Raw genomic sequence first — 25607 nt, 5'->3', positions numbered from 1 at the left:
TTGCATTTCGCAAGGCATTCTCGCCCTTGCATGTGAGCTTATATGAGATGCAAGCTGAACCGCAACTGAATGCCGCATTCATGCCGCAATTGGTTTGGGAGGAGCTTGGGGCCTTAGCTGGGATCGGGTTTGCGGGCCTTGCGACCAGTTTTGGCCAGCCGCTTCGCCTCGGCGGCGGCTCTGGCCTCCGCCTGCTCCTTCTCGGCGAACTCGACCTCGATCTTGTCGTCGTCGATCGGCCATGCGTCGGTCTTCTTGACCTTGACCTCGGCGCGCGGCGTCGAGGGGATTTCTATGTGCTCGGCGTCAAAAGCATCGAGAACGGCAAAGCGGATATCGTTCTGAACGATGGCGCCGTTCAGCACATCGGCCAGGAACACGCGGATCTCGAACTCGAGTGCTGCCGGCCCGAAATTGGTGAACAGCACGAAGGGTTCCGGGTTCTTCAGCACCAGCGCATGGCCGCGCGCAATCTCAAGCAGAACCGCGTGTACCCGCTTGACGTCGCTGCCATAGGCGACCCCGACCTTGATCTCCACACGTCCGAGCTTGTTGCGGTGCGTCCAGTTGCCGACGGCGTTGTTGATGAGGTTCGAATTGGGCAGGATCACCGATTGCCGCTGGAAGGTCTCGATTTCGGTGGCGCGCACGCTGATCTTCTTGACCGTGCCTGATGTGTCGCCAGCGACGATCCAGTCGCCGACCTTGAACGGCCGCTCGGCGAGCAGGATCAGGCCGGACACGAAGTTGGACACGACATTTTGCAGGCCAAAGCCGATACCCAGCGAGAGTGCGCCGGCAACGAGCGCCAAATTGGAGAGATCGATGCCCGCCGCCGAGATGCCAACGAGGCCGGCGAGCGCGACGCCGGCATAGCCGACCGCCAGCCGGATCGAGTTGCGCACGCCGGTATCGACCTTGCCGCGCGCCATCACCGAGCCGTCGAGCCAGCCCTGGAACCAGCGGGTCAGGAAATAGCCGATGATGAAGACGACGATGCCGGTGAGGATGCCGGTGACCGAGATCGTCACCGAACCGATGGTGACGCCTGTCGCCAATTTATAGCCCCAGGCCTGGATATCGCCGGGCTGGAAGCCCCACATCAACAGGATCAGCGGCAGGAACACCAGCACGATCATCAGGTTGATGGCGACGCTGACGACGAGGCCGAGTTGGTCGAGCGCGGTGTCCTCATAGCTGGAATTGGTCTTCAGCCAGCGCCCGATGGACGTGCCGGCGAAACCACCCTCCTCGCCGATCTCGCGCGCCGACAGGAAGCCGATATAGGCGGTGAGCAGGATGGTGCCGGTGACCACGACCTGCAACGAGACGAAGATGGCAAGACCGATATAGCCGAACAGTGCCGCCGCAATCGTGAACAGGCCGAGCGCGACACAGGTGTAGCGCAGCCAGGCCGGCCAGGGGCGCCAGCGCCCGTCGGCGTCCTTGTAAGGCTTCAGCAGCGCCATAAGGATCAGGATGACGCCCACGATGACGGTGGCGACAAAACTCCTGGCCACCGTCAGCGACAGGGGCGAGCCCATCTTGTCGTTGACGATCGACAGGAAATTGTTGATGCCGATGACGACTGCCATGGCCGTCGTCAGCCGCACCAGCCAACGCGCCGGGCCGGTCTCGACCTGGATCAGGCGCCAGTTCGGCATGCTGGGCGACAGAGCCGCATTGGTCAGGCGGTTGACACAGAACACTATGGCGATGACGGCTGCCAGCGCGTTGAGGAAAACGCCTATGTCGCCGCGCAGCACATTGTAGTAGTTGTACAGGAACACCGTCGAGGCGAGGAAGGCGCTGACCGCCAGCGTCGGCAGCAAAGTCGACCAGAACGCCACCGACAGGCGACTGAGATATGTCGGATCTTCAACCGACGCGTCGGGCTCGAAGATGCGCCCAAACAGGCGGCGCCCACCGACCAGAAGCACCACCGCCAAAGCAAGCGCCATGAGGGTCGCCGCGAGCATCGCCTGGAACTTGAACTTGAAGGCAAAGCTCAGCCACGATGACACCGCCCTGTAGAAGTTGGCGTATTCGTCCCTTGCGTCGGAAAACACCTGGGGGCTCAGTGCATCGGACAACACATAGCGCTTGGTCAGCCCGCTGCGAAACAGCTCGCTGCGCATGTTGCCGATCTTCTCGATCAGCGCATTGATGCGGATCGACAGGTTCTGCGCGCCGGCGATGACGGCGTTGATCTCCGCCTTTTCCGACGCCAGCGCCTGGCGCTCGCCGGTCACGATGTCCGGTTCAGGGGGCTGTCCGGCAGCCGGCGGTGCGCCAAGCTGCTCAAGCCTCGAATTGATCTCTCCCAGCCGCGAACGAAACGCCAGCGCGCTGTTCAGCGCAGCGCGCGACAGCTCTTCCAGCTGCAGGCGGATTTCGACAAGGGTGGTGTCGTCGACGCCGTCCTCCTGGACTTTCTTCTCCAGAGCGTCGGTCTTCGTCGTCAAACCCTGCAGGATTTTCTGCTGGTCGGCGACCAGCCCGGCAGGCGCCTGGCCCAGCCCCTGCGCCATGGCGCCGAACGAATGCGGCGCCAAGGCAACGAGCGCTAGGACCAGGATCAGGCGAAAGAAGCGAAAAAACATAATGGTGGCGACTCAAAGGGCGGCAAAGGCCGCCTCTAAAGCGGTCCTTGATAGAGACGCTCATCCCGTGGGGCAAGTCGTGGTGAAGTCATGGCAGGTGTCGCCTTGCGGGAGTCGGCCAGTCGAAAAGCCATGGCGCAATCTTGGCTTTGCGCCCGCCGCCTGCTCTATAGTCTGCCGCATCGCACCCGAGCCGGAAGGTTTCAGGGCTGGCCGACCTGAAACCTTCCGGCTCTAGAAATCAAAGATATAGAGCATGATGTCGTCCGAAAACCGCTTCACACTTTTCGGCATCATGCTCTAGGGATGACATGAAGAATGGCGGAATATTCAGCCCTTTCGCTTCTCACGAACGCGCTCAAGGGAAACAAGGACTGGAAGCCGGCCTGGCGCAAGCCCGACCCCAAGGCTTCCTATGACGTCATCATCATCGGTGGCGGCGGCCACGGCCTGTCGACGGCGTACTATCTGGCCAAGGAGCACGGCATCACCAACGTCGCGGTGCTGGAAAAGGGCTGGCTGGGTTCCGGCAATGTCGGCCGTAACACCACGGCGGTGCGCTCCAACTACCTTTTGCCGTCCAACACCCGCTTCTACGAACATTCGATGAAGATGTGGGAGAACCTTTCGCACGACCTCAACTACAACGTCATGTTCTCGCAGCGCGGCTGCCTGAACCTGGCTCACACGCCGGGCCAGTTCGACGACTTGGCAAGGCGCGGCAACGCCATGCGCCACCTCGGCGTCGATGCCGAGCTGATGAGCACCGCCGAGATCGCGCGCCTGGTCCCGGCGCTGGACATGTCGGCCTCCGCGCGCTTTCCCATCGTCGGCGGCCTGATGCAGCCGCGCGCCGGCACCGCCCGTCACGATGCGGTTGCCTGGGGCTATGCCCGCGGCGCCGACCGACGCGGCGTCGACATCGTCGAGAATTGCGAGGTCACCGGCTTCCTGCGCGACGGCGACCGCATCACCGGCGTGCAGACGACGCGCGGAGAGATCCGCGGCAAGAAAGTTGCCGTGGCCGTTGCCGGCAGCACCGGACGGGTGATGCAGCTTGCCGGCATCGACAGGATGCCGATCGAGAGCCATGTGCTGCAGGCCTTCGTCACCGAATCGCTGAAACCTTTCGTCGACACGGTGCTGACCTTCGGCATGGGTCATTTCTACATGTCGCAGTCCGACAAGGGCGGCCTTGTCTATGGCGGCGATATCGACGGCTACAACAGCTACGCCCAGCGCGGTAATCTGCCCATCGTTGACGAGGTGATGAGCGAGATGCTGGCGCTGTTTCCCGGCCTTGCGCGTGTACGCATGCTGCGCTCCTGGGGCGGCGTCTGCGACATGTCGATGGACGGTTCGCCGATCATCACCACCGGCCCGCTGCCGGGCATGTATCTCAATTGCGGCTGGTGCTATGGCGGCTTCAAGGCGACGCCGGCCTCGGGCTGGTGCTTTGCCTACACCATCGCCAAGGACGAGCCGCACGCGCTCAACGCGCCGTTCACGCTCGACCGTTTTTATCGCGGCCTGGTGATCGACGACAAGGGCCAGGGCGCAACGCCCCGGCTGCATTAGGGTTCAAACAAATGCTTATCACTTGTCCCTATTGCGGCCCGCGCGACGTCATCGAGTTCACCTATCAGGGCGATGGCAACCGCGAGCGCCCGCAGCCCAACTCGCAGGACCTCGACGCCTGGAACGCCTATGTCTACGACCGCCTGAACCCGGCCGGCGACCACAATGAGATCTGGCAGCATTCCGGCGGCTGCCGCACCCATCTGAGGATGGTGCGCAACACGGTCACGCATGAGATTTCCGGCACCGGTTTTGCGCGCGGCGACCATAATGCCGCCGCCCGGCACAAGGCCGGAGGGAAGTCGTGAGCCCGCGCCGCACCGAGACCGGCGGCCGCGTCGACCGCATGCGCACCATCCGCTTCACCTTCGACGGCACGCCCTACACCGGCCATGCCGGCGACACGCTGGCCTCGGCACTGCTTGCCAACGGCGTGACGCTTTTCGGCCGCTCGTTCAAATACCACCGCCCGCGCGGCCTGCTCTCGGCCGGCGTCGAGGAGCCGAACGCGCTGGTCACGGTGCTGCGCGGCGAAGTGCGCGAGCCCAACATCGCCGCAACCATGGTCGAGATCTATGACGGGCTGGTGGCCGTCAGCCAGAACCGCTTTCCCTCGCTCGCCTGGGACATCAACGCCGTCAACCAGCTCGGCGGCAAGATCCTGGCCGCCGGCTTCTACTACAAGACCTTCATGGGCCCTGTCTTCGGCCCCTTGAAAGGCACCCGCTTCTGGATGTTCTGCGAGCATTTCATCCGCCGCGCCGCCGGCCTGGGCCGCGCCGGTATTGCCGCCGACACCTCGCGCTACGAGCGCATGAACGCGTTTTGCGACGTGCTGGTGGTCGGCTCCGGCCCGGCCGGCCTGTCGGCCGCCAAGGCCGCTGCCGACCAGGGCGCGCGGGTCATCCGGCCCGAACTCTTGCCGCGTTTCGGCGGATCGGCCAACTGGTCCGGCGAGGCCATCGACGGCGCGCCGGCCGCCGACTGGGCGGCGCGCACCGTCAGCCAACTCGAAGGCCATGACACGGTCCGCCTGCTGCCGCGCACCACGGTGTGGGGCTATTACGACGGCAACACGCTGGCGGCACTCGAGCGCGTCACCGACCATAAGGAGACGCCCGGCAAGGGCGAGCCTCGCCATCGCTACTGGGCGATCCGCGCCAAAACGGTGGTGCTGGCCACCGGCTCTTTCGAGCGGCCGCTTGTGTTCCCCGGCAATGACCGGCCGGGCGTCATGCTGGCGCATGCCGCCGAGCGCTATGCTAACGATTATGGCGTGCTGCCCGGCGACAGGGTCGCGCTGTTCACCAACAATGACAGCGCCTATCGCTCGGCGCTGGCGCTGAGGAAGGCGGGCGCGGCTATTGTCGCCATCGTCGACGTGCGCCCCGAGCTTTCGGCCGAGATGCGCAGCCTCGCCACCGAGGCCGAAGCCGAAATCCTCTCCGGCCATGCCGTGGTCGCCACCGAGGGCGGCAAGGCGCTCTCCGGCCTCAAGGTGCAGCGCTTCGACATGAACTCGGGCACGCTCAGCGGTGATGCCCGCAGCATCCATGCCAATTGCCTGCTGATGTCGGGCGGCTGGTCGCCGACCATCCACCTCGCCAGCCAGGCTGGCGCGAGAGCCGAGTGGAATCCTGCCCGCCAGGCCTTCCTGCCGCCAAAGCAAACGCAACAGCACTGGCCAAATCAGCAATGGATTGGTGCGGGCGCCTTCAACGGCAGCTTTTCCACGCTCGAAGCCCTTGCCGAGGGCCGTGCAGCCGGCCTGTCCGCCGCGGGCGGAGCGGCTGCGCCGGCAGCCTTGCCGGATGTCGAAGCAGCCCCGGGAAACCCCGATCCGGCGCCGGTGTTCGAGATCAAAGCCAAGGGAAAAAGCTTCGTCGACTTCCAGCATGACGTGACTGCCGAAGACGTACGGCTGGCGCATCGCGAGGGTTTTGTCTCCGTCGAGCATCTGAAGCGCTACACCACGCTCGGCATGGCGACCGACCAGGGCAAGAACTCCAACGTCCCGGGCCTTGCCATCATGGCCGAGGCGCTGGGCAAACCGATCCCCGAAGTCGGCACGACGCGCTTCCGTCCGCCCTATTCCGCGGTGTCGATCGGCTCGCTGGCGGCCGAGCGCTTCGGCGATTTGAAGCCCGAGCGGCTGACGCCGATGCATGATTGGCACCTCGTCAATGGCGCGACGATGTATTCGGCCGGCCTTTGGTTCCGGCCAATGATCTACGGCCTTGCCGGCGAGACGGTCGAACAGGCCTATGTCCGTGAAGCCAGGGCGACGCGCGAAAGTGCCGGCATTGTCGACGTCTCGACGCTGGGCAAGATCGCCGTGCAGGGACCGGATGCCGGTGAATTCCTCGACCGCGTCTACACCAACATGTTTTCTACCCTCCCCGTCGGCAAGGCCCGCTACGGCCTGATGCTGCGCGAGGATGGGCTGGCCTTCGACGACGGCACCACCTGGCGGCTTGGCGAACGGGATTTCCTGATGACGACCACCACGGCCAACGCCGGCAAGGTGATGCAGCATCTGGAATATTTCCTCGACGTCATCTGGCCGGAGCTCAAAGTGCATGTCACCTCGGTAACCGACGAATGGGCGGGCGCGGCCATCGGCGGGCCGAAGGCGCGGGCCATCCTCGCCGCCTGCGTCACCGGCACCGCCGTCGACAACACTGCCCTGCCCTTCATGGGCATCGTGCGTGGCGAGATATCAGGCGTGCCGGTGATGATTTGCCGGCTGTCCTTCTCCGGCGAGATGGCCTTCGAGGTCTATTGCGGCGCCGGCTACGGCACCCATGTCTGGGAAGCCCTTATCGAAGCCGGCAAGCCGTTCGGCCTGGTCACCTACGGGCTGGAGGCGTTGGGCACGATGCGCATCGAAAAGGGCCATGTCACCGGCGCGGAGATCGACGGGCGCACCACGGCGCGCGACCTGCATCTCGACTGGATGCTGTCGAAGAAGAAGCCGTTCATCGGCTCGGCGATGATGGACCGCGAAGGCCTGATCGCGCCCGAGCGGCTGCAGCTGGTCGGCCTGGTCTCGCTCGACAACCGGCCGTTCAATGGCGGCGCCCACCTCGTCGAGCAACTGGACGAAGCCAATCCGCACGATTCCATCGGCCACATCACCGCCTGCTGCTATTCGCCGGCGCTGGGCAAGCACATCGCGCTGGCCCTGGTCGAAGGCGGCAAGGCGCGCCGTGGCACCCGCGCGTTTGTCTCCGATCCGCTGCGCAACCGGTTCGGGCCGGTCGAAATCGTCTCCAACCATTTCTACGACCCGGACGGGAGCCGCATGCATGGCTGAGCGCCAATCAACCGAACGCCAATCACCCGAGCGCCTCTCGCCGCTCGAGCCGGTGTTCCATCCGGGTTCGCACGGCAATTTCGAGCATGGCGTCGATGTCATCCTGACCGAGACCAGGCCAGGCTCGATCCTGCAGCTGGCCGCATGGCCGGGCGCGGAAAAGCAGCTGATCGAGGCGATCGGCAAGGTCACCGGCCTCGCTTTGCCCGACGGTGCCGGCGGCGGTCTCGCCAAGTTCGGCAAGGCCGTGTTCGGTTTCGCGCCTGGAAAATTCACGGTCGTCGACGATGCCGAGGGCCTGGCGGTGAGTTTTGCCGGGGACGTAACCCCGGCAATCGGCACGATCACCGACCTGTCGCATGGCCGCACCGCTATCCGCATCGCCGGCCCTAAGGCCGAATGGGTGCTGGCGAAATTCTTCGCCATCGACTTTGCGCTGCCCGCGTTCCCCATAGGCTCCGGCCGTTCGACCACCCATCACGACGTCTTTGCGCAGATCCAGCGCACCGGCGCCGACCAGTTCGACATCTATGTCTTCCGCTCCTTCGCCCGCTCGTTCTGGAAGGCGCTCTGCCATGCCAGCGAGGAGGTCGGCTACGAGGTTCAGTAGGGCCGACAGCCGTTCTGGCCTCAAGGCCAGCCGGTTCTGCCGCTAGAGAATGCTCCAATGGAAGCCCATGGTGGGGAACGTGGCCCAACCGGCCCAGGGGATCAAAAAGCTCCCGTCTCAGAGTCGGCATCGTCGTTTGGTTCGAACATCCCCATGACCGCAGAACTATCCGCCGGCGCCACGGATCGCGCCGATGTGTCGGCCAGAGCCTTGCTCCTGCTACCGCTGACGGTCGCCTGCGGTGTGTTCATGACGAGCCTCGACCAGAATGTCGTGGTCACCGCCCTGCCCGGCATCAGCGACAGCCTCGGCCGGCCGCCGAGCCAGCTCGGCCTGTTGATCACCGTCTATGTCGCCAGCCTGATCATTTCGATGCCGCTCGGCGGCTGGGCCGCCGACCGCTTCGGCCTGCGCAATGTCTACTGCTTCGCCTTGCTGGTGTTCGCCGCGTCATCGGCGCTGTGCGGCCTGTCCAACGACATCTGGACGCTGGTCGGCGCCCGCGCGCTGCAAGGCTTCGGCGGCGCCTTGATGGGGACGCTCGGCCAGGTCGTCATCCTGTCGACCTTCCCGCGCAGCCGCACGCTGAAGATCAACATGTATATTTCGCTGGCCGGCCAGTCCGGACCGCTGGTCGGCCCGCTAGTCGGCGGCGCGCTGACGACCTACATTTCCTGGCGCTGGATCTTCTTCATCAACGTGCCGTTCGCGCTGGCCGCGGCCGTTCTTGCCGCGTCGCTGTTTCCGGCCGTTACCAAACCGGTGCGCACGCCGTTCGATTTCCCGGGCTTCCTGCTGGTCGGCAGCGGCATGGTCCTGCTGGTCTTCGGCATGGATTCGCTTGCGGCCAAAGACGCCGCCGGCAGCATGATCGCGGCCGAGCTGGCGCTGGCGATCGTCATACTGACGCTTGCCTCCTTCTACTGCCTGCGCGCCCGCAACCCCTTGCTTGACCTGAAACTCCTGCGCATCCGCACCTTTCGCATCTCATTCCTCACCGGTGGTGGGTTGGACACGATCGGCCTGAGCTCGGTCGTTTTCCTTTTGCCGCTGATGTTCCAGCTCGGCTTCGGCATGAGCGCGGTGCAGGCGGGATCGCTGACTTTCGTCGCCGCAATCGGCTCGCTGATCATGCGTGTCTTCATGCCGCGCCTGCTCAACCGTTTCGGCTTTCGCCGCGTGCTGGTCGTCAACACGCCGATCGTTGCTGCCATGGTAGCGGGCTTCGCCTTGATTGAGGCGACAACGCCGGTCTGGATCGTGCTAGCCTATATCTTTGCCTTCGGCGTTCTGCGCTCGGCGCAGTGGGCTTCGACCGGCAATCTCGCCTATTCCGACATCGCGCCCGACCAGCTCGCCCGCTTCAGCGCGCTCTACTACATACTGTGGCAGTTGGGGGTGGCGATCAGCGTCGGCCTGGCGGCGGCGCTGTTGTCGTTCCTGGCTGGCGGCAGGCCGGCGGTGACCAACGATTTCCGCATCCTGTTCGTGGTCGAGGGCGTCATCACTTTGTGCGCGCTGATCGCCTATCTCAGACTGACACCGCAGGACGGCGCCCATGTCAGCGGCCATGGCGCGCAGATGAACGTGGAATAAGGCCCCGGTAGCCGAGGCCTAGCCGCTGAACGTCACCCACTCTTCCAGCGGCACGCGGTCGGTGCGGAAGTCGTTTTCGGGCTTGGAGGTGTCCTCGAGCCCTAGCGCCATGCCGCAGACGACGATCTCCTCGTCGGGGATGTTGAGCACCGGCCGGATCTGCCGGTGATAGGGCGCGAAGGCGGCCTGCGGGCAGGTGTGCAGGCCCCTGCCTCGCGCCGCCACCATGATGTTCTGCAGGAACATTCCGTAGTCGATCCACGAGCCCTGGTTCAGCCGCCGGTCGATGGTGAAGATCATGCCGACCGGCGCGTCGAAGAAGACGAAGTTGCGGTCGTGCTGGGCGCGCATCTTGTCGACCTCGCGGCGGCCGATGCCGAGTGCCCCATAGAGCCCGAAACCGTTGGCGCGGCGGCGGGTGAGATACGGCTCGAAGAACTGGGTGGGGTAATAGCGATACTCGTCCCAATCGGCCTTTTCGGCGCGGATACCGGAATTCAGGATGGCATCGGTGATCTGCTGCTTGACCTCGCCCTTGACGACATAGACCCGCCAGGGCTGCATATTGGTGCCCGAAGGCGCGCGCGCGGCGACGCCGAGAATGGCTCGGATCGTCTCGTCATCGACCATGTCGGGCAGGAAGGCGCGCACTGAACGGCGCGAGATGATCGCCTCGTCGACAACAGCCGCGTTATGCGCTGCCAGGCGGTTTTTTTCCAGCATGGGCCGTCCCTTTGCGCACACTTCGAAAGCCGAACCGGCTATCGGAGAAGACCTTGCGCAGATTTCAATCCTTGGTCGCCGACCCGCATTCCCACACCCGCCGCTCGTGCCAGAGCCTTTGCATGAACCGCCAAAATGGCGCAAGCAAATCTTGTGTGCCCATGAAAATTCGCTTGATTTTTTCACGGACATGAGCTCCCATGAAGTTCATTTCCAGATTTTCATCAAGTGAGCGTTTTGCCCCCAGCTATTCCCAAAACATTGCAGGGACCTGACGAGCGCCTGCTGGCGAGCGACATCCGTGCGCTGCGCAAGGCGCGTGGGCTGACGCTGGCTGAGATCGCGCTGAAGCTTGGCCGCTCTGTCGGCTGGGTCAGCCAGGTCGAGCGCGGCCTGTCTATCCCTTCGCTTGGCGACCTCAGGGCCTTCGCCGATCTATTCGGCGTGCCGCTCAGCCTGTTCTTCAGCCACGACGTGCCGATCGAAAAGGAGCGCGGCGTCATCGTGCGCGCCGGCAGCCGGCGCACGCTTGGCACAAGCGAATCCGGCCTGGTGGAGGAGCTTCTGTCGCCCGATCTCGGCGGTAGTTTCGAGATGGTGCGTTCGATCTTCGCGCCGGGCGCCGAGATGAAGAGCGAGCAGCTGCGGCCGACCGAGGAAGCCGGCTACATCGCCTCTGGCATTTTCGAGATCGAGATCGCCGGCGTCTGGCACCGTCTTGTCGAAGGCGATTCCTTCCGCTTCGAGCGCAAGCCGTACCGCTGGCGCAATCCCGGCAGCGAGCCGGCCGTGGTCATCTGGGTGGTTTCGCCGCCTGTTTATTGAATGCATGTCGCCCAAAGTGTGCAGCGGTTTGGGAAACGACATGCATCAAGCAAAAAGATAGAAGCGCAGCGCGCTTCAGGTTTGGGAGAAGAATATGGCCGGTTTGCCGACCACGGCACGCGTGGTGATCATCGGAGGCGGTGTCGTCGGCACCTCCTCGCTCTACCATCTGTGCAAGGCGGGTTGGACCGATTGCGTGCTGCTTGAAAAGAACGAGCTGACATCGGGCTCGACCTGGCATGCCGCCGGCAATGTGCCGACCTTCTCGTCGTCCTGGTCGCTGATGAACATGCAGCGCTATTCGACCGAGCTCTATCGCGGCTTGGCTGATGCCGTCGACTATCCCATGAACTACCACGTTACCGGCTCGCTCCGCCTCGCCCACACCAAGGAGCGCATGCAGGAGTTCCAGCGCGCCAAGGGCATGGGCCGCTACCAGGGCATGGACATCGCCATTGTCGGCCCTGATGAGATCAAGCGCCGCTATCCCTTCATCGAGACGCATGACCTCAAAGGTGCGCTCTACGATCCAAACGACGGCGACATCGACCCCGCGCAGCTGACGCAGGCACTGGCCAAGGGTGCGCGCGACATAGGCGCCAGGATCGTCCGCTTCTGTCCGGTGTCAGGTGTGCGCCGCGAGAACGACGAATGGGTTGTCGAGACGCCGCAAGGCGAGATCCGTTGCGAGATCGTCGTCAACGCCGCCGGCTACCGAGCCGCGGAAGTCGGCAAAATGTTCGGCCGCGACGTCCCGATGATGGTGATGAGCCATCAGTACATCTTGTTCGAGGAAATCCCCGAACTGGTGGCGTGGTCGAAGGAGCAGGGCAAGAAGCTGCCGCTGCTGCGCGACGTCGACACCTCCTACTATCTGCGCCAGGAAAAGAACGGCATGAATCTCGGTCCCTATGAGCGCAATTGCCGCGCGCATTGGGCAACCCACAACGACCCGATGCCGGAGGACTTTTCCTTCCAGCTCTTCCCCGACGATCTCGACCGTCTTGAGCACTACCTTGCCGATGCCGTAGCCCGCGTGCCGATCCTGGGCACTGCCGGCCTGTCCAAGGTGATCAACGGGCCGATCCCTTACGCGCCGGATGGCAATCCGCTGATCGGTCCGATGCCCGGCGTTCCCAACGCGTTCGAGGCCTGTGTCTTCACCTTCGGCATCGCCCAGGGCGGCGGCGCCGGCAAGGTGCTGGCCGAGTGGATCACCGAGGGCCAGACCGAATGGGACATGTGGTCCTGCGATCCGCGCCGCTTCACCAGCTTTGCGGCCGCCCCCGACTATAGCGTTGCCAAGGGCATGGAGATCTACGGCAACGAATACGCCATCCAGTTTCCGCGGCATGCCTGGCCGGCCGGGCGCGACCGCAAGCTGTCGCCGATCCACGATCGCATCAAGGCCCTCGGCGCCCAGTTCGACGCCTATAATGGCTGGGAGCGTGCCACCTGGTATGCGCAACCCGGTGACGACACGTCGGAAGAAGCAACACTCACCTTCCGCCGCGACGGGCCGTGGCAGCACCGCGTGCGCGAAGAATGCCTGGCGGTGCGCGACGCCGCCGGCATTCTGGACCTGCCCGGCTTCTCGCGCTTCAACCTCGAAGGTCCTGGCGCAGCCGAATGGCTGGCGCTGCAGGTCACCGGCCTGGTGCCCAAGCCGGGCCGCATCGGCCTCGCCTATTTCGCCGACGACAAGGGCCGCATCGTCACCGAGATGTCGGTGGTGCGCCATGGCGAAGAGCAGATGACTCTGATCACCGCGGCGGTAGCGCAGTGGCACGATTTCGAATGGCTGAAGTCGCGCCTGCCGAAGGACGCAGCTTTCACCCTCACCGACAGGACCGAAGACTATTCGACGCAAATCCTCGCCGGCCCCAATTCGCGCAAGATCCTGGCCGAGGTCTGTGGCGCGGATCTCTCGCTGCCCTGGCTGACGCATCAGGAAACCACCATCGCCGGCCGCTGGGCGAAGCTGGTGCGGGTATCCTTCGCCGGCGAACTCGGCTGGGAAATCCACACCAAGGTGGGAGACACCGCCGCCATCTTCGACGCCGTCTGGACGGCGGGACAAAAACACGGTCTGAAACCGTTCGGCATGTATGCGCTGGATTCGCTGCGCCTCGAAAAGGGCTACCGGACCTGGAAGGGCGACCTGTCGACCGACTATACGGTCCTGCAGGGCGGGCTCGAGCGCTTCGTAAAATGGGACAAGCCCGACTTCCGCGGCAAGGCAGCCCTGCAGAACGAAAAGCAGCAAGGCGTAAAGAAGCGCTTCGTCACGCTGGTGGTCGAAAACCCCGGCGATTGCGACGCGCCGTCGGTGTCGACGCTCTGGCATGACGGCAAGATCGTCGGCGAGACGACGTCCGGCGGCTGGGGGCATCGCATCGACAAATCGATCGCGCTCGGCATGCTGCGCGCCGACCTGGCTGAACCCGATACCGCGATCGAGATCGAAATCTTCGGCGATCGCTTTCGGGCGGTCGTGCAGAAAGACGAGCCGCTGTGGGATCCGAAAAACGAAAGATTGAGAGCATGAAGAAAGTCATTCTCACCGATGGCGGCATGGGCCAGGAACTGGTCCGCCGCAGCAGCTCCGAGCCGACGCCGCTCTGGTCGGCCAGGGTGCTGATCGACGAGCCGGATCTGGTGCGTGGCCTGCATGCCGAATTCATCCGGGCCGGCGCTCGCGTCATCACCATCAACACCTATTCGGCGACGCCGGAGCGGCTCGCGCGGGAAGGAGCAGAAGACCTCTTCAGGCCCTTGCAGAAGCGCGGCATCGAATTGGCAAGACAGGCACGCGAGGAGGCAGGCGATGCAGCGATCGCCGGCTGCCTGTCACCGCTGTTCGGCAGCTATGCGCCGGCGCTGACCATATCGTTCGAGGAGACGCTGGAAATCTATCGCCGCATCGTCGCCGAGCAGGCCGATGGCGTCGACCTGTTCCTGTGCGAGACCATGGCCTCAGCCGAGGAAGGCCGTGCGGCCGTTACCGCTGCGTCGGAAAGCGGCAAACCTGTCTGGGTGTCTTGGACGCTCGCCGATCACGGCGCGCCGCGGCTGCGCAGCGGCGAAACAATAGCGGCAGCGGCGGACGCCCTCGACGGCCTGACGGTTGCAGCGCGCCTGGTGAATTGCTGCCGGCCAGAAGCTATCGCCGCGGCACTGCCCGAATTGATTGCTCTCGGCGGCCCGGTCGGCGCCTATGCCAATGGCTTCACCTCTGTCGAAGCGCTCAAGCATGGTGGAACGGTGGAAGTGCTGCACGCACGCCACGACCTTGATCCGGATGCCTATGCCGACCAGGCGCTCGGCTGGGTCGCCGCTGGCGCCACCATCGTCGGCGGCTGCTGCGAAGTCGGCCCTGCCCACACCGCCGCCTTGCGCGACCGGCTCGAACAGGCCGGCCACGAAATCTCGGGAGTATCCTGATGCCCAGACCATCATCGCGCATTTCCGGCATCGTGCCTTCGGGCAAGGATGGCTGGGAGGTCCACACCGAGGCATGGGCCCGCAAGGAGGCGGGCCAGGACATCATCATGCTGTCGGTCGGCGACCATGATTTCGATACGCCGAGCCAGACCATCGAAGCCTGCGTGACGGCGGTTCGCGGCAGCAACCACCACTACACCCCGCTTCCCGGCGTTCCGCGCCTGCGCAGGGCGATGGCGGCGGCCTCGACCGCCTGCACCGGGGTCGAGACGAGCCCCGACCAGGTGATCGCCACGCCGGGCGGTCAGGCCGCCCTTTACGCGGCGGTGCAGGCCGTTCTCGACCAGGGCGACCACGCTATCGTGGTGGCGCCCTACTACGCGACTTATCCCAACACCTTCAGCGCCGCCGGCGCCAGCTTCACCGTCGTCGAGACGCCGGCCGGAGACGGTTTCCAGCCGCACGCCGAGATGATCCGCGCGGCGCTCAAGCCCAACACGCGCGCCATTTTGATCAACACGCCGAACAACCCGACCGGCGCCGTCTATTCGCGTGAGCGTCTGGAAGAGCTGGCCGAGATCTGCCGCGAGCACGATCTCTGGCTGCTGTCGGACGAGGTCTACTGGACGCTCGGCGGCGGCGAGCACATCTCGCCGCGCGGCCTGCCCGGCATGGCGGAGCGCACGCTGGTCATCAATTCGATGTCCAAGAGCCATGGCATGACCGGCTGGCGCATGGGCTGGCTGACCGGCCCAGCGCAGATGATCACGCTGTTGACCAATCTCAATCTGGTGACGACCTACGGCCTGCCGGCCTTCATCTCGATCGCCTGCGCCGAGGCGCTGGAGAACCGCTTTGGCGTCAGGGAGATCGCCGAACGCTATGCGGCGCGCCGCACCGTCCTGCTCGACGCCGTGCGCGGCATGAACAATGTCAGCGTGCACGGCTCCGAGGGCGGCATGTATGTCATGCTCGACATCTCCGCCGTCGAGCCCGACGACGAGAAATTCGCCTGGGCCTTTCTCGACCAGGAGAGTGTCGGCGTCATGCCGGGTTCCAGCTTCGGCAAGGCCGCTGCCGGCCACATCCGCATCAGCCTCTGCCAACCGGAACCGGTGCTTCAGGAAGCCGCAAAACGCCTGCGCCGCTTCGCATCCGGCTATCGCCGCGAGGCCGCATGACCAGAAGCATTCCCATCAAGGCCCGCGCGGTTATTATCGGCGGCGGTGTCTCCGGCTGTTCGGTCGCCTACCACCTGGCCAAGCTCGGCTGGACCGACATCGTGCTGCTGGAACGCAAGCAGCTGACCTCGGGAACGACCTGGCACGCCGCCGGCCTGATCGGCCAGCTGCGCGGCTCGCAGAACATGACGCGGCTGGCGAAATATTCGGCCGACCTCTACGTCAAGCTGGAGGCCGAGACCGAAGTCGGCACCGGCATGCGCCAGGTCGGCTCGATCACCGTGGCGCTGACCGAGGAGCGCAAGCACGAGATTTACCGTCAGGCCTCGCTCGCCCGCGCCTTCGATGTCGATGTGCGCGAGATTTCGCCTGGTGAAGTCAAGGAGATGTACCCGCATCTCAACGTGTCCGATGTGGTCGGCGCCGTGCATCTGCCGCTCGACGGCCAATGCGATCCGGCCAACATCGCCATGGCGCTGGCCAAGGGCGCCCGCCAGCGCGGCGCCACAGTCGTCGAGAATGTGAAGGTCACCAAGGTCCACACCAAGGCCGGTCGCGTCGCCGGCGTGTCGTGGGCGCAAGGCGACGACCAGGGCACGATCGAGGCCGACATCGTCGTCAACTGCGCCGGCATGTGGGCGCGCGAACTCGGCGCCCAGAACGGCGTCACCATCCCGCTGCATGCCTGCGAGCATTTTTATCTCGTCACCGAGCCGATCCCCGGCCTTGGCCGGCTGCCGGTGCTGCGCGTGCCGGATGAGTGCGCCTACTACAAGGAAGACGCCGGCAAGATGATGCTTGGCGCCTTCGAGCCGGTGGCCAAGCCCTGGGGCATGGACGGCATAAGCGAGGATTTCTGCTTCGACCAGTTGCCGGAGGACATGGAGCATTTCGAGCCGATCCTCGAGATGGGCGTCAACCGCATGCCGATGCTGGCAACCGCCGGCATTCACACCTTCTTCAACGGCCCCGAAAGCTTTACCCCCGACGACCGCTACTATCTCGGCGAAGCGCCGGAGCTGTCGGGCTACTGGATGGCGACCGGCTACAACTCGATCGGCATCGTGTCGTCCGGCGGCGCCGGCATGGTGCTGGCGCAGTGGATCAATGACGGCGAAGCGCCCTTCGACCTCTGGGAAGTCGACATCCGCCGCGCCCAGCCATTCCAGAAGAACCGCCGCTATCTCAAGGAGCGGGTCTCCGAGACGCTCGGCCTGCTCTATGCCGACCATTTCCCCTACCGGCAGATGGCAACGTCCAGGAATGTCAGGCGATCGCCCCTGCATGAACACCTGAGGGCGCGCGGCGCGGTCTTCGGCGAAGTCGCCGGCTGGGAGCGCGCCAACTGGTTCGCCCGCGAAGGGCAAGAGCGCGAATACCGCTATTCCTGGAAGCGGCAGAACTGGTTCGACAACCAGCGCGAGGAACACCTGGCGGTCCGCAACAAGGTCGGCCTGTTCGACATGACCTCGTTCGGCAAGATCCGTGTCGAGGGCCGCGATGCCTGCGCGTTCCTGCAAAGGCTCTGCGCCAACGACATGGACGTGGCGCCGGGCAAGATCGTCTACACCCAGATGCTCAACCAGCGCGGCGGCATCGAGAGCGATCTGACGGTATCGCGGCTATCTGAGACCGCCTACTTCCTCGTCGTGCCGGGCGCGACGCTGCAACGCGACCTCGCCTGGCTGCGCCGGCATGTCGGCGATGAATTCGTAGTCATCACCGATGTCACGGCAGCTGAGGCCGTGCTCTGCCTGATGGGTCCAGATGCGCGAAAGCTGATCCAGAAAGTCAGCCCTAACGATTTCTCCAACGAGAACAATCCGTTCGGCACCTTCCAGGAGATCGAGATCGGCATGGGCCTCGCCCGCGCCCACCGCGTCACCTATGTCGGCGAACTCGGCTGGGAGCTTTATGTCTCTACCGACCAGGCTGCCCATGTTTTCGAGGCGATCGATGAGGCGGGGGCGGATGTCGGCCCGAAACTTTGCGGCCTGCATACGCTCGATTCCTGTCGCATCGAAAAGGCGTTTCGGCATTTCGGCCACGACATCACCGACGAGGACAATGTGCTGGAGGCCGGCCTCGGCTTTGCGGTCAAAACCGCCAAGGGCGAGTTCATCGGCCGCGATGCGGTGCTGAAGAGAAAAGAAGCCGGCCTGTCGCGCCGGCTGGTGCAGTTCCGTTTGAAAGACCCTGAACCCCTGCTCTTCCACAACGAGGCGATCCTGCGCGACGGCAAGATCGTCGGCCCGATCACATCGGGGAATTACGGCCACCATCTCGGCGGCGCGATCGGACTGGGCTATGTGCCCTGCCAGGGCGAGAGCGAGGCGGATGTGCTGGCCTCGTCCTACGAGATCGAGATCGCCGGCGAGCGTTTTGCGGCGGAAGCATCGCTGAAGCCGATGTACGATCCCAAGGCGGAACGGACGAGGATGTAGCACCTTTTTACCCTCCCCTTGTGGGGAGGGTCGGCTCGCAGTCGGAGCGAAGCGGAGATTGCGAGACGGGGTGGGGGTGCGCCCTACGAGACCCCCCACCCCGCTTCGCAAAAGCCGCCTTGCGGCATTTGCTGCGCGACCCTCCCCACAAGGGGTAGGGTGAAGAAGCTTAAAACCGCTCCAGCTTCGCCCGCACTTTCACCAGAAACGCCGCCCTCGTCCTTGGCGTCGAGGCGTCCATTAGGTAGTGCGCCAGGAAAAACGTCCGGCAGCGGCGGGCGCACAGCGCGCGCATACCGCGCAGCAAGGTCTTGCGGCCGGGCTGGCCGACGACGACGCTCCACCAGGTCGGCGCGCCGCAGGTGGTAATGACGCCGACCCTGGTGACATGTGTCATCAGCGACGTGATGCGCCCCTTGCCCAGCTTGAAGGCGACATCGGTCGCCCAGACCCGGTCGAGCCAGCCCTTCAGCATGGCCGGCAGCCCGTACCACCAGGTCGGATAGATGAACAGGATCGCCTCAGCCCAGGCGAGATGCTCGAAATGCGGTTTTAGGGCCGGATCCTCCGGCGCCCGCTCATTGTAGGCGCGTCGCTCTTCGCAGCCCATCACCGGATCGAATTTCTCCGCATAGAGGTCGAGCAGCCGCACCTCCCAGCCGCGTGCCTTCAGCACATCGACTGCGGCATCTCTGATGGCGGCGCAAAAGCTTTCGGGCACCGGATGGCAATAGACCACCAGCACGCGCATCAGAATTCATCCATCCCGGCCGCGACCTTGGCCATGAAGGCTGCCCGCGTCTCGTCGGTCGACAGGTTCATCGAATAATGCGCGAGGTAGGACACCGAGGCGCCGGGCCTGATCGTCGCGCGCAGCATCCGCTTGACCAATCTGCGTGGCGGATCGCCCATCAGCATGGCGCGGAAGCGGCTGCCGCCATAGGTGGTGACGGCGGTCAGCTTGCGGATGTTGTGGAGCGAAGGCTGCGCCTTGCCGTCGACCAATTTGGACGACACGCCGGGCAGAAACACGCGGTCGAAAAAGCCTTTCAGGATGGCCGGGAAGCCGTAGTTCCAGACGGGATATGACAGCACCAGCGCCTCGGCCTTGAGCAGCCGCTCGACATAGGGCGCGGCCGGGTCCGCAGGGCTGCGTTGGTTATGATAATCCAGCCTCTCCCCGCGCGTCAGCCTGGGGTCGAAATCCTCTGCATAGAGATCGCAATCGTCGACCTCATGGCCGGCGGCCGTCAGCCGCTCGACGATCGTGCGGTGCAGACCTGCATTGAAGCTGGTCTCCACCGGGTGTGCGTAGAGGACGAGGACTTTCATGGGGAAATACTTGCGAGGTGGGCGCGAGGCACCCTCCTCTGCCCTGCCGGGCCGCGGCGTTCAGGCTGCCAATCTCCCCCCTTGCGGGGGAGATGTCCGGCAGGACAGAGGGGGGTGCTCAAGCTCAAACCTCTGCTCATTCTGCTTTCTGCAAACCCCTGAACAAAAAAGTCCGGCCCGAGCGATAGTCGTAATCCGGATTTTCCCAGGCGATCATCTTGCCGGGATTGAGCAGGCCTTGCGGATCGGTCTCGCGCTTGAAGGCGAGCTGGATTTCATCCGTCTGCTTCATGCCGCCCTCTTCCAGCGTGTAGCGGTGCGGGTTGAAGATCGGGCAGCCATTCTCCTCATGCAGCCGGATGATTTCGTTGAGCCGCGCCTCGGTGGTGAATTTCACCAGCGGCAGGCCGAAGCAGGTGATGTTGCCGTCGAGGCGCACGAATTCGAGATGCGAAAAGACCTCGTTCGGAAACATCGCGTCCATCTTCTCCACCAGCGCCAGCTGGTTGGGAAACGGATAGAGCGATTGCAGATAGGTGATCGCGGGATCGACCCGCAGTGCCCTGAGCGTGGTGTGGTTCCACGCCAGTTCGAAGCCCGGCGGCAGGCCCTTTTTCTCTTCGTCCGTTGCCGTCGCCGCATTGAAGATGACTTCGCCGCCGGCGCGGCGGGTGAAGGCGAGGAACGCGTCTAGCCCATGCCGGGCAACCATGACGACGCAGATGCTTTGCCCGTCCCGGAAGAACTTCTGGTGGCGCTTGAAATAGAGCTGCGGCACGGGCGCGGCGATCGGCGTGATCAGCTTGGTCAGGATGCCGTCCTGGCGTGCCAGCGCATTGCCGTAGCGGGCTGCCGGCATGAAAGCGTCGAAGCCGACGATCACGTCGATCCATTCATAGGCTGCAGTCAGCGGCATCTCGACCTCGGTGATGATGCCGTTGGTGCCATAGGCGTGGGTGACCTTGTGCAGGTCCTCGCCGGTGAGTTCGAGCGCCTTCGGCTCCGCCTCCATAGTGACGACGCGCAGGCGCAGCACATTGCCGAAATCACGCAGACCGCCGAAATTGATCGAGCCAACGCCGCCCGAGCCGCCGGCGATGAAGCCGCCGATCGAGGCGGTGTTGTAGGTCGACGGCGACAGCCGCAGTTCCTGCCCGGAATGCGCGCGCGTCGCTCTGTCGATGTCGGCGAGGATCGCGCCCGGCCCGGTGACGACGCGGCCCGGCGCTATGGCCTTGATCTCGTTCATCTCGGCAAGGTTCAAAACCACGCCGCCCGACAGCGGCATCGCCTGGCCGTAATTACCGGTGCCGCTGCCGCGCGGCGTCACCGGAACGCCATGACGGTGGCAAGCGGCAAGCACGCGGATCAGTTCGGCCTCGTTCCTGGGCGTCACGATCAGGTCGCCGGTGACGTGGTCGAGCTGCTGCTTCAGCACCGGGCTGTACCAGTAGAAGTCGCGGCTCTTCTGCTGGACGATGGCCGGATTGTCGTCGAGCTTTATCCCGTCGAGATCGCGTTTGAGCGCCGAAACATCCATCATTCCACCATCAGTCCGTCGAGCTCGGCGTAATCGGGCAATTGTCTGTCGATCGCTCGTCCCGCGCGCACGACGATGCGATCCGATTCGGGCCGCGAGAGCAATTCCGTCCAGCTCCGCCCTTTGAAGACGATGAAATCGGCGCTGCCACCGGCTGCCAGTGTCCCGACACCGTCGAGCCGCATCACCTTGGCCGGCGTCGCCGCCACCGTCTGCGGCCAGTCGCCGACCGGATGGTCGAAATGCAGGATGCGCGTCGCCATGCGGTAGACCTCCAGCATGTCGAGATCGCCATAGGCATAGAAAGGATCGCGGGTGTTGTCGGAGGCGACCGCGACCGCAATGCCCCTCGCCTTCATCTCGTGCAGCAAGGTCACGCCGCGCCAGCGTGGCGTGGTCTGGTCGGCGCGCCGGTCCTGCAGATAGAGATTGCACATCGGCAGCGACACCACGGCAAGTTTGGCCTTGGCGACCTTGTCCAGCGTGTCGAGCACGTCGAGGTCCGGCTGGCGCGCCAGCGAGCAGCAATGTCCCACCAGGATGTTGCCCTCAAAACCGTTCCAGAGTGCGGCCTCGGCAATCTTCTTCAGCGAGATCGCCGCGATATCGTCGGTCTCGTCGGCGTGGAAATCGAGATCGAGCCCGTGCTTGTTCGCCTCGGCGAACACCTTGTCGAGAAGCTCTTCGAGATCCGGCACCATATAGGTGACGACGCCGAGCACGCCCTTGGCCGCAGCCACACGCTTGGCCAGCCTCTCGAACCACTCTCTGTCGCGCACGCCTTCGATGCCGAGCAGGCAGGCTGCCTGCAATTCGATGCGGCCGCGCCATTTCTCCCGCATCGCCTCGAACACCGGCCAGGAGATTTCCTCCTGTGGCGGCACGCTGTCGAGATGAGTGCGCAAGGCCTTGGTGCCGTGCGCGTAGGCCGAGCGCAAAGAGAAATCCATGCGCCGCGCCACGTCCTCGGCGCTCCAGCGCGCTGCACGGTCGGCGCTGGTGGCATTGAGCGCGCCCATGAAACTGCCGTCGGGATTGGGTTTGCGCGGCCAGATCTGGCCCTTGTCGATATGGGTGTGGCAGTCGACGAAGCACGGCAGGATGATGCGGCCGGCAAGGTCGATGGCGGTGGCTGGCGCTTTTGATTTCTTGTGCGCGGCGATGCTGGAGAGCTTACCGTCGGCGACGGCGATGTCGGCCAGCGCGAAACCGTCGGTGTCGTAAGTGGGGGCAAGACCTGATGTCAGCGACCGGTGAAGGCGGACGTTGGTGAGATGGTACGAGCCAGAGGTCGGTATCAAGGACCGCCCCCCTCTGCCCTGCCGGGCATCTCCCCCTCAAGGGGGGAGATTGGCAGCTTTTCCGACAGCACCCGTCTTCCAACGTCGATAATTGGCGAAATCCCGGATGACGTCCAATCTCCCCCCTTGAGGGGGAGATGGCCGGCAGGCCAGAGGGGGGTGTTTCGCGCCAGCATCTCAATCACGTCACCCAACCCCCTACCGCTCCTGCTTCAGCGCGCTCTCGTGCCAGCGGCGCAGGATGAGATGCGACACCAGCGACAGCACCAGGAAGATCAATATGCCGGTGAGCGAGATCAGGATCAGCGCCGCGAACAGCCTTGGCGCGTTGAGGCGGTAGCCGGCCTCGATGATGCGCGACGCCAGCCCCGACGACTGCCCCTGCGCGCCGGCGACGAACTCGGCCACCACGGCGCCGATCAGCGACAGGCCGCCGGCTATCTTCAAGCCTCCTAGAAAATACGGCATGGCCGCCGGCAGTCTGAGATAGCGCAATTGCTGCCAGCGCGTCGCGCCGTTGAGCTTGAACATGTCGCGCAGATTGCGGTCGACCGAATTGAGGCCGAGCGTGGTGTTGGACAGGATCGGGAAGAACGCAACGATCCAGGCGCAAAGCAAAAGCTTCACCGTCTGGTTGTCCACATAGATGTTGATGAGCGGGAAGACCGCCACGATCGGCGTTACCTGCAGCACGATGGCGAAGGGAAAGAACGACATCTCCACCCATTTCGATTGCGCAAACAGCACCGCCAGTCCGACGCCGCCGACGACCGCGAGCAGCAGGCTGAGAAAGGTTATGCGCAACGTGACCAGCAGCGCGGAGAACAGGAGCCCGGCATCGCTATAGAGCGTCCACAGCACCACGCCGGGGCGCGGCAGAATATATTGCGGGATCGCGTTCCACACGCAAATGCGGTCCCACAGCCAGATCGCCAGGATCATGATCGCCAAAGGCAAGACCCACCGGCCGATCCGCTCCAGCCGCTCCTGGCGTACGCGGCCGGCCTCTTCCGCGTCGAGCGTTGCGGCATTCTGATCAATGGCCGTCATGGTGCGGTCCGGCTGATGTGTTGATGGCGTTGACCAGGATGTCCGAGGCCTGGCGGCAGAGCGCGGCATAGTCGGGCGAGGTGCGAAACACCTCGTCGCGTGGATAGGCGGCATCGATTGCCAACTCGGCATGGACGCGGCCCGGCCGCGCCGCCATGACGACGACGCGGTTGGACAGGAACACGCTTTCGAAGACGCTGTGGGTGACGAAGACGACGGTGAAGCGCTCGTCCTGCCACAGCTCCAGAAGATCGTTGTTGAGCTTGAAGCGGGTGATCTCGTCGAGTGCGGCGAACGGCTCGTCCATCAACAGAATGCGCGGCTTCGTCACCATGGCGCGTGCGATCGAGACGCGCATCTTCATCCCGCCGGAAAGCTCGCGCGGCACGGCGTTTTCGAAACCGGTCAGGTGCACCCGCTCCAGCATCTCCGTCACCGCCGGCGCCGCCTTGGCGCGCGACGCGCCTTTCAGCCTGAGCGGCAGCCAGACATTGTCGAAGACATTGGCCCAGGGCAGCAGCGTCGGTTCCTGGAAGACGAAGCCGATATTGGCGCGGTCGATCGAACCGCCCCAGTCGAGTTGACCGGATGTCGGCGTCGACAGGCCCGCGATCAGCCTCAACGCCGTCGACTTGCCGCAGCCGGACGGCCCGAGCAGGCTGACAAAATCGCCCTCGCGGATGGCGAGATCGACGTCGCTCAATGCAGTCACGCCATTGGAAAACACCTTGCCGACATGGCGCAGCGTCAGCAGCATCGGGCCTTCACCCGATGCCGTCATGGGCGCCTGCGCCATCTTTTCCAGCTTCACGACTACTTCTTCAGCTCGATCCCGACACCTTTGTTGATGAAGGCCAGCGTGTAGGCCTTCTTGATATCGATGCCCTCGGGCGTGACCTTGGCGTTGACCATCTTGTCATAGAAGCTCTTGATCCGGTCTTCGTTCATGGCACCGATGCCGAGCTTTTCGGTGTCGCCGGAATCGGCCAGGCCGAACTTCTTCATCTGCTCGATCGAGAAGGCAATCTGCTCGTCGCTCATGTCGGGGTTGTCTTTCTTGATCATCTCGTTGGCGGCCTTGTTGTCGCCGTAGAGGTAGTTGTACCAGCCCTTGGCCGAGCCATCGACGAAGCACTGGACCACCTCCGGCCGCTTGTCGATCGTGTCCTGCATCACCTCGATCGTCGTCGAATAGGTGTCCCAGCCATAGTCGGCGAGCAGGAACTGGTTGGGCACGAAGCCGCCTTCCTTCTTGACCGCAAAAGGCTCCGAGGTGACGTAACCCTGCTGGATCGACTTCTTGTTGGCCAGGAATGGAGCGGTGTTGTAGGTGTAGGGCACGCGCTTGGCGGCATCGAAACCGAGTTCGATGACCATCCACTGGAAGAAGGTCTGGACGCCCTCGTCGCCGAGAATGTACTGGTCGGCGTTCTTCAAATCCTCCCACTTGTCCAGCCCCTGCCCCGGGTGGGACATGATGACTTGAGGGTCCTTCTGGAAATCGGCGGCCACGACGCGCATCGGGATGCCCTGCTGGACGGCGTCGAAGGCCGACAGCAGATTGCCGCCCATGTAGAAATCGAGCTTGCCGGCCAGCAGCAGCGGCCGCCCGCTGACCTGCGGACCTCCCTGCGAAATCGTCACGTCGAGGCCACATGCAGCGTAGGTGCCGTCGGCGACGGCCTGGTAGTAGCCGCCATGCTCGGGCTCGGCCAGCCAGTTGGTGCCGAAGGTGACCTTCTCGTTTGCTGCCGCGCCGAACGTGCCGGCTCCAAGCAGCGCGACCGCAAGCGCTGAAATCTTCTGTTTTCCGTACATCGACACCACCCTTTGTTGGCTCCGGAGCGTCACGCGCCGGGCTCGACACCATTGATCCAAGAAGCAAGACACATGCCACCGCCCGGGCCGCCTGCTTGCGCGGCAGTCACTGCCAACACCGGACGGGTCATGCTGTGCGGGAGGCATCGTGCCTATTTTTTGGACGCCTGTCCACAATCGCCCTTGTGCCATGCACCACATCTTGAACGTACTATCGGTCACGTCTTAGGCTGCTCTCGCAGACAG

19 protein-coding genes are annotated in these 25607 nt (G+C 64.2%); 10 read left to right on the top strand and 9 right to left on the bottom strand.

Going from position 1 to position 25607, the window contains the following annotated elements; genetic code table 11:
* Positions 1–113 precede the first annotated feature (113 nt).
* Entirely contained in the window at positions 114–2603 is a 2490-nt protein-coding gene (locus NKI06_RS05935) for a mechanosensitive ion channel family protein (RefSeq protein WP_352984454.1), read from the bottom strand.
* Between the two features lie 318 nt (positions 2604–2921).
* Here NKI06_RS05935 and NKI06_RS05930 point away from each other — a divergent pair, with 318 nt between their 5' ends.
* The 5 genes from NKI06_RS05930 (at position 2922) to NKI06_RS05910 (ending at position 9703) form a co-directional block, all read left to right on the top strand.
* Positions 2922–4181, top strand: a complete 1260-nt coding sequence (locus tag NKI06_RS05930) for a sarcosine oxidase subunit beta family protein (protein ID WP_352757990.1) — start codon at positions 2922–2924, stop codon at positions 4179–4181.
* Positions 4182–4192: 11 nt separating this feature from the next.
* Positions 4193–4489 carry a sarcosine oxidase subunit delta gene (locus NKI06_RS05925; protein WP_023830528.1) on the top strand — a complete coding sequence of 99 codons (297 nt, stop codon included), beginning with the start codon at positions 4193–4195 and terminating at the stop codon, positions 4487–4489.
* Positions 4486–7497 carry a sarcosine oxidase subunit alpha gene (locus tag NKI06_RS05920; RefSeq protein WP_352984451.1) on the top strand — a complete coding sequence of 1004 codons (3012 nt, stop codon included), beginning with the start codon at positions 4486–4488 and terminating at the stop codon, positions 7495–7497. Before NKI06_RS05925 ends, NKI06_RS05920 begins: the two co-directional genes overlap by 4 nt.
* Positions 7490–8107 carry a sarcosine oxidase subunit gamma family protein gene (soxG, locus tag NKI06_RS05915; protein ID WP_050586999.1) on the top strand — a complete coding sequence of 206 codons (618 nt, stop codon included), beginning with the start codon at positions 7490–7492 and terminating at the stop codon, positions 8105–8107. Before NKI06_RS05920 ends, soxG begins: the two co-directional genes overlap by 8 nt.
* A 153-nt stretch (positions 8108–8260) precedes the next feature.
* A complete protein-coding gene (locus NKI06_RS05910; protein ID WP_352984449.1) occupies positions 8261–9703 on the top strand; it encodes an MFS transporter in 1443 nt (480 codons plus the stop codon).
* 18 nt (positions 9704–9721) lie between these two features.
* Here NKI06_RS05910 and NKI06_RS05905 read toward each other — a convergent pair whose 3' ends face one another.
* Complete coding sequence (locus NKI06_RS05905) at positions 9722–10426, bottom strand: nitroreductase (RefSeq protein ID WP_352984447.1); 705 nt, start codon at positions 10424–10426, stop codon at positions 9722–9724.
* Positions 10427–10708: 282 nt separating this feature from the next.
* Between NKI06_RS05905 and NKI06_RS05900 the strand changes: the two genes are divergently transcribed.
* From NKI06_RS05900 to NKI06_RS05880, 5 genes are all read left to right on the top strand, one after another.
* Positions 10709–11251, top strand: a complete 543-nt coding sequence (locus NKI06_RS05900; RefSeq protein ID WP_023733783.1) for a helix-turn-helix domain-containing protein — start codon at positions 10709–10711, stop codon at positions 11249–11251.
* A gap of 94 nt (positions 11252–11345) precedes the next feature.
* Positions 11346–13799 carry a GcvT family protein gene (locus tag NKI06_RS05895; RefSeq protein ID WP_352984445.1) on the top strand — a complete coding sequence of 818 codons (2454 nt, stop codon included), beginning with the start codon at positions 11346–11348 and terminating at the stop codon, positions 13797–13799.
* Positions 13796–14695: a homocysteine S-methyltransferase family protein gene (locus NKI06_RS05890; RefSeq protein WP_352984443.1), complete on the top strand. Its 900-nt coding sequence runs from the start codon at positions 13796–13798 to the stop codon at positions 14693–14695. The genes NKI06_RS05895 and NKI06_RS05890 overlap by 4 nt, the downstream gene beginning before the upstream one ends.
* Positions 14695–15876 (top strand): pyridoxal phosphate-dependent aminotransferase, encoded by a 1182-nt coding sequence (locus NKI06_RS05885; RefSeq protein ID WP_352984441.1) that lies wholly within the window; start codon positions 14695–14697, stop codon positions 15874–15876. Before NKI06_RS05890 ends, NKI06_RS05885 begins: the two co-directional genes overlap by 1 nt.
* Positions 15873–18320 (top strand): GcvT family protein, encoded by a 2448-nt coding sequence (locus NKI06_RS05880; RefSeq protein WP_352984439.1) that lies wholly within the window; start codon positions 15873–15875, stop codon positions 18318–18320. The genes NKI06_RS05885 and NKI06_RS05880 overlap by 4 nt, the downstream gene beginning before the upstream one ends.
* 169 nt (positions 18321–18489) lie before the next feature.
* On the opposite strand, the gene NKI06_RS05875 is transcribed toward NKI06_RS05880, so the two are convergent.
* From NKI06_RS05875 to NKI06_RS05845, 7 genes are all read right to left on the bottom strand, one after another.
* Positions 18490–19071 (bottom strand): NAD(P)H-dependent oxidoreductase, encoded by a 582-nt coding sequence (locus NKI06_RS05875; RefSeq protein ID WP_023690990.1) that lies wholly within the window; start codon positions 19069–19071, stop codon positions 18490–18492.
* Positions 19071–19652: an NAD(P)H-dependent oxidoreductase gene (locus NKI06_RS05870; RefSeq protein WP_352984437.1), complete on the bottom strand. Its 582-nt coding sequence runs from the start codon at positions 19650–19652 to the stop codon at positions 19071–19073. The genes NKI06_RS05875 and NKI06_RS05870 overlap by 1 nt, the downstream gene beginning before the upstream one ends.
* A gap of 136 nt (positions 19653–19788) precedes the next feature.
* Complete coding sequence (locus NKI06_RS05865; RefSeq protein ID WP_352460296.1) at positions 19789–21192, bottom strand: FAD-binding oxidoreductase; 1404 nt, start codon at positions 21190–21192, stop codon at positions 19789–19791.
* Entirely contained in the window at positions 21192–22493 is a 1302-nt protein-coding gene (locus NKI06_RS05860) for a cytosine deaminase (RefSeq protein ID WP_352842070.1), read from the bottom strand. Before NKI06_RS05860 ends, NKI06_RS05865 begins: the two co-directional genes overlap by 1 nt.
* Positions 22494–22691: 198 nt before the next feature.
* A complete protein-coding gene (locus NKI06_RS05855) occupies positions 22692–23543 on the bottom strand; it encodes an ABC transporter permease (protein WP_023670772.1) in 852 nt (283 codons plus the stop codon).
* The gene (locus tag NKI06_RS05850; RefSeq protein ID WP_352462786.1) at positions 23530–24354 is read right to left on the bottom strand and encodes an ABC transporter ATP-binding protein; all 825 of its coding nucleotides are present in this window, start codon (positions 24352–24354) and stop codon (positions 23530–23532) included. The genes NKI06_RS05855 and NKI06_RS05850 overlap by 14 nt, the downstream gene beginning before the upstream one ends.
* Before the next feature lie 2 nt (positions 24355–24356).
* The gene (locus tag NKI06_RS05845; protein ID WP_352842069.1) at positions 24357–25361 is read right to left on the bottom strand and encodes an ABC transporter substrate-binding protein; all 1005 of its coding nucleotides are present in this window, start codon (positions 25359–25361) and stop codon (positions 24357–24359) included.
* Positions 25362–25607 lie beyond the last annotated feature (246 nt).

Source organism: Mesorhizobium sp. M0772 (genome assembly GCF_040320135.1).
Classification (GTDB): domain Bacteria; phylum Pseudomonadota; class Alphaproteobacteria; order Rhizobiales; family Rhizobiaceae; genus Mesorhizobium.
The sequence above is the reverse complement of the archived record's forward strand: the minus strand, read 5'-3'. Positions and strand labels throughout refer to the sequence as shown.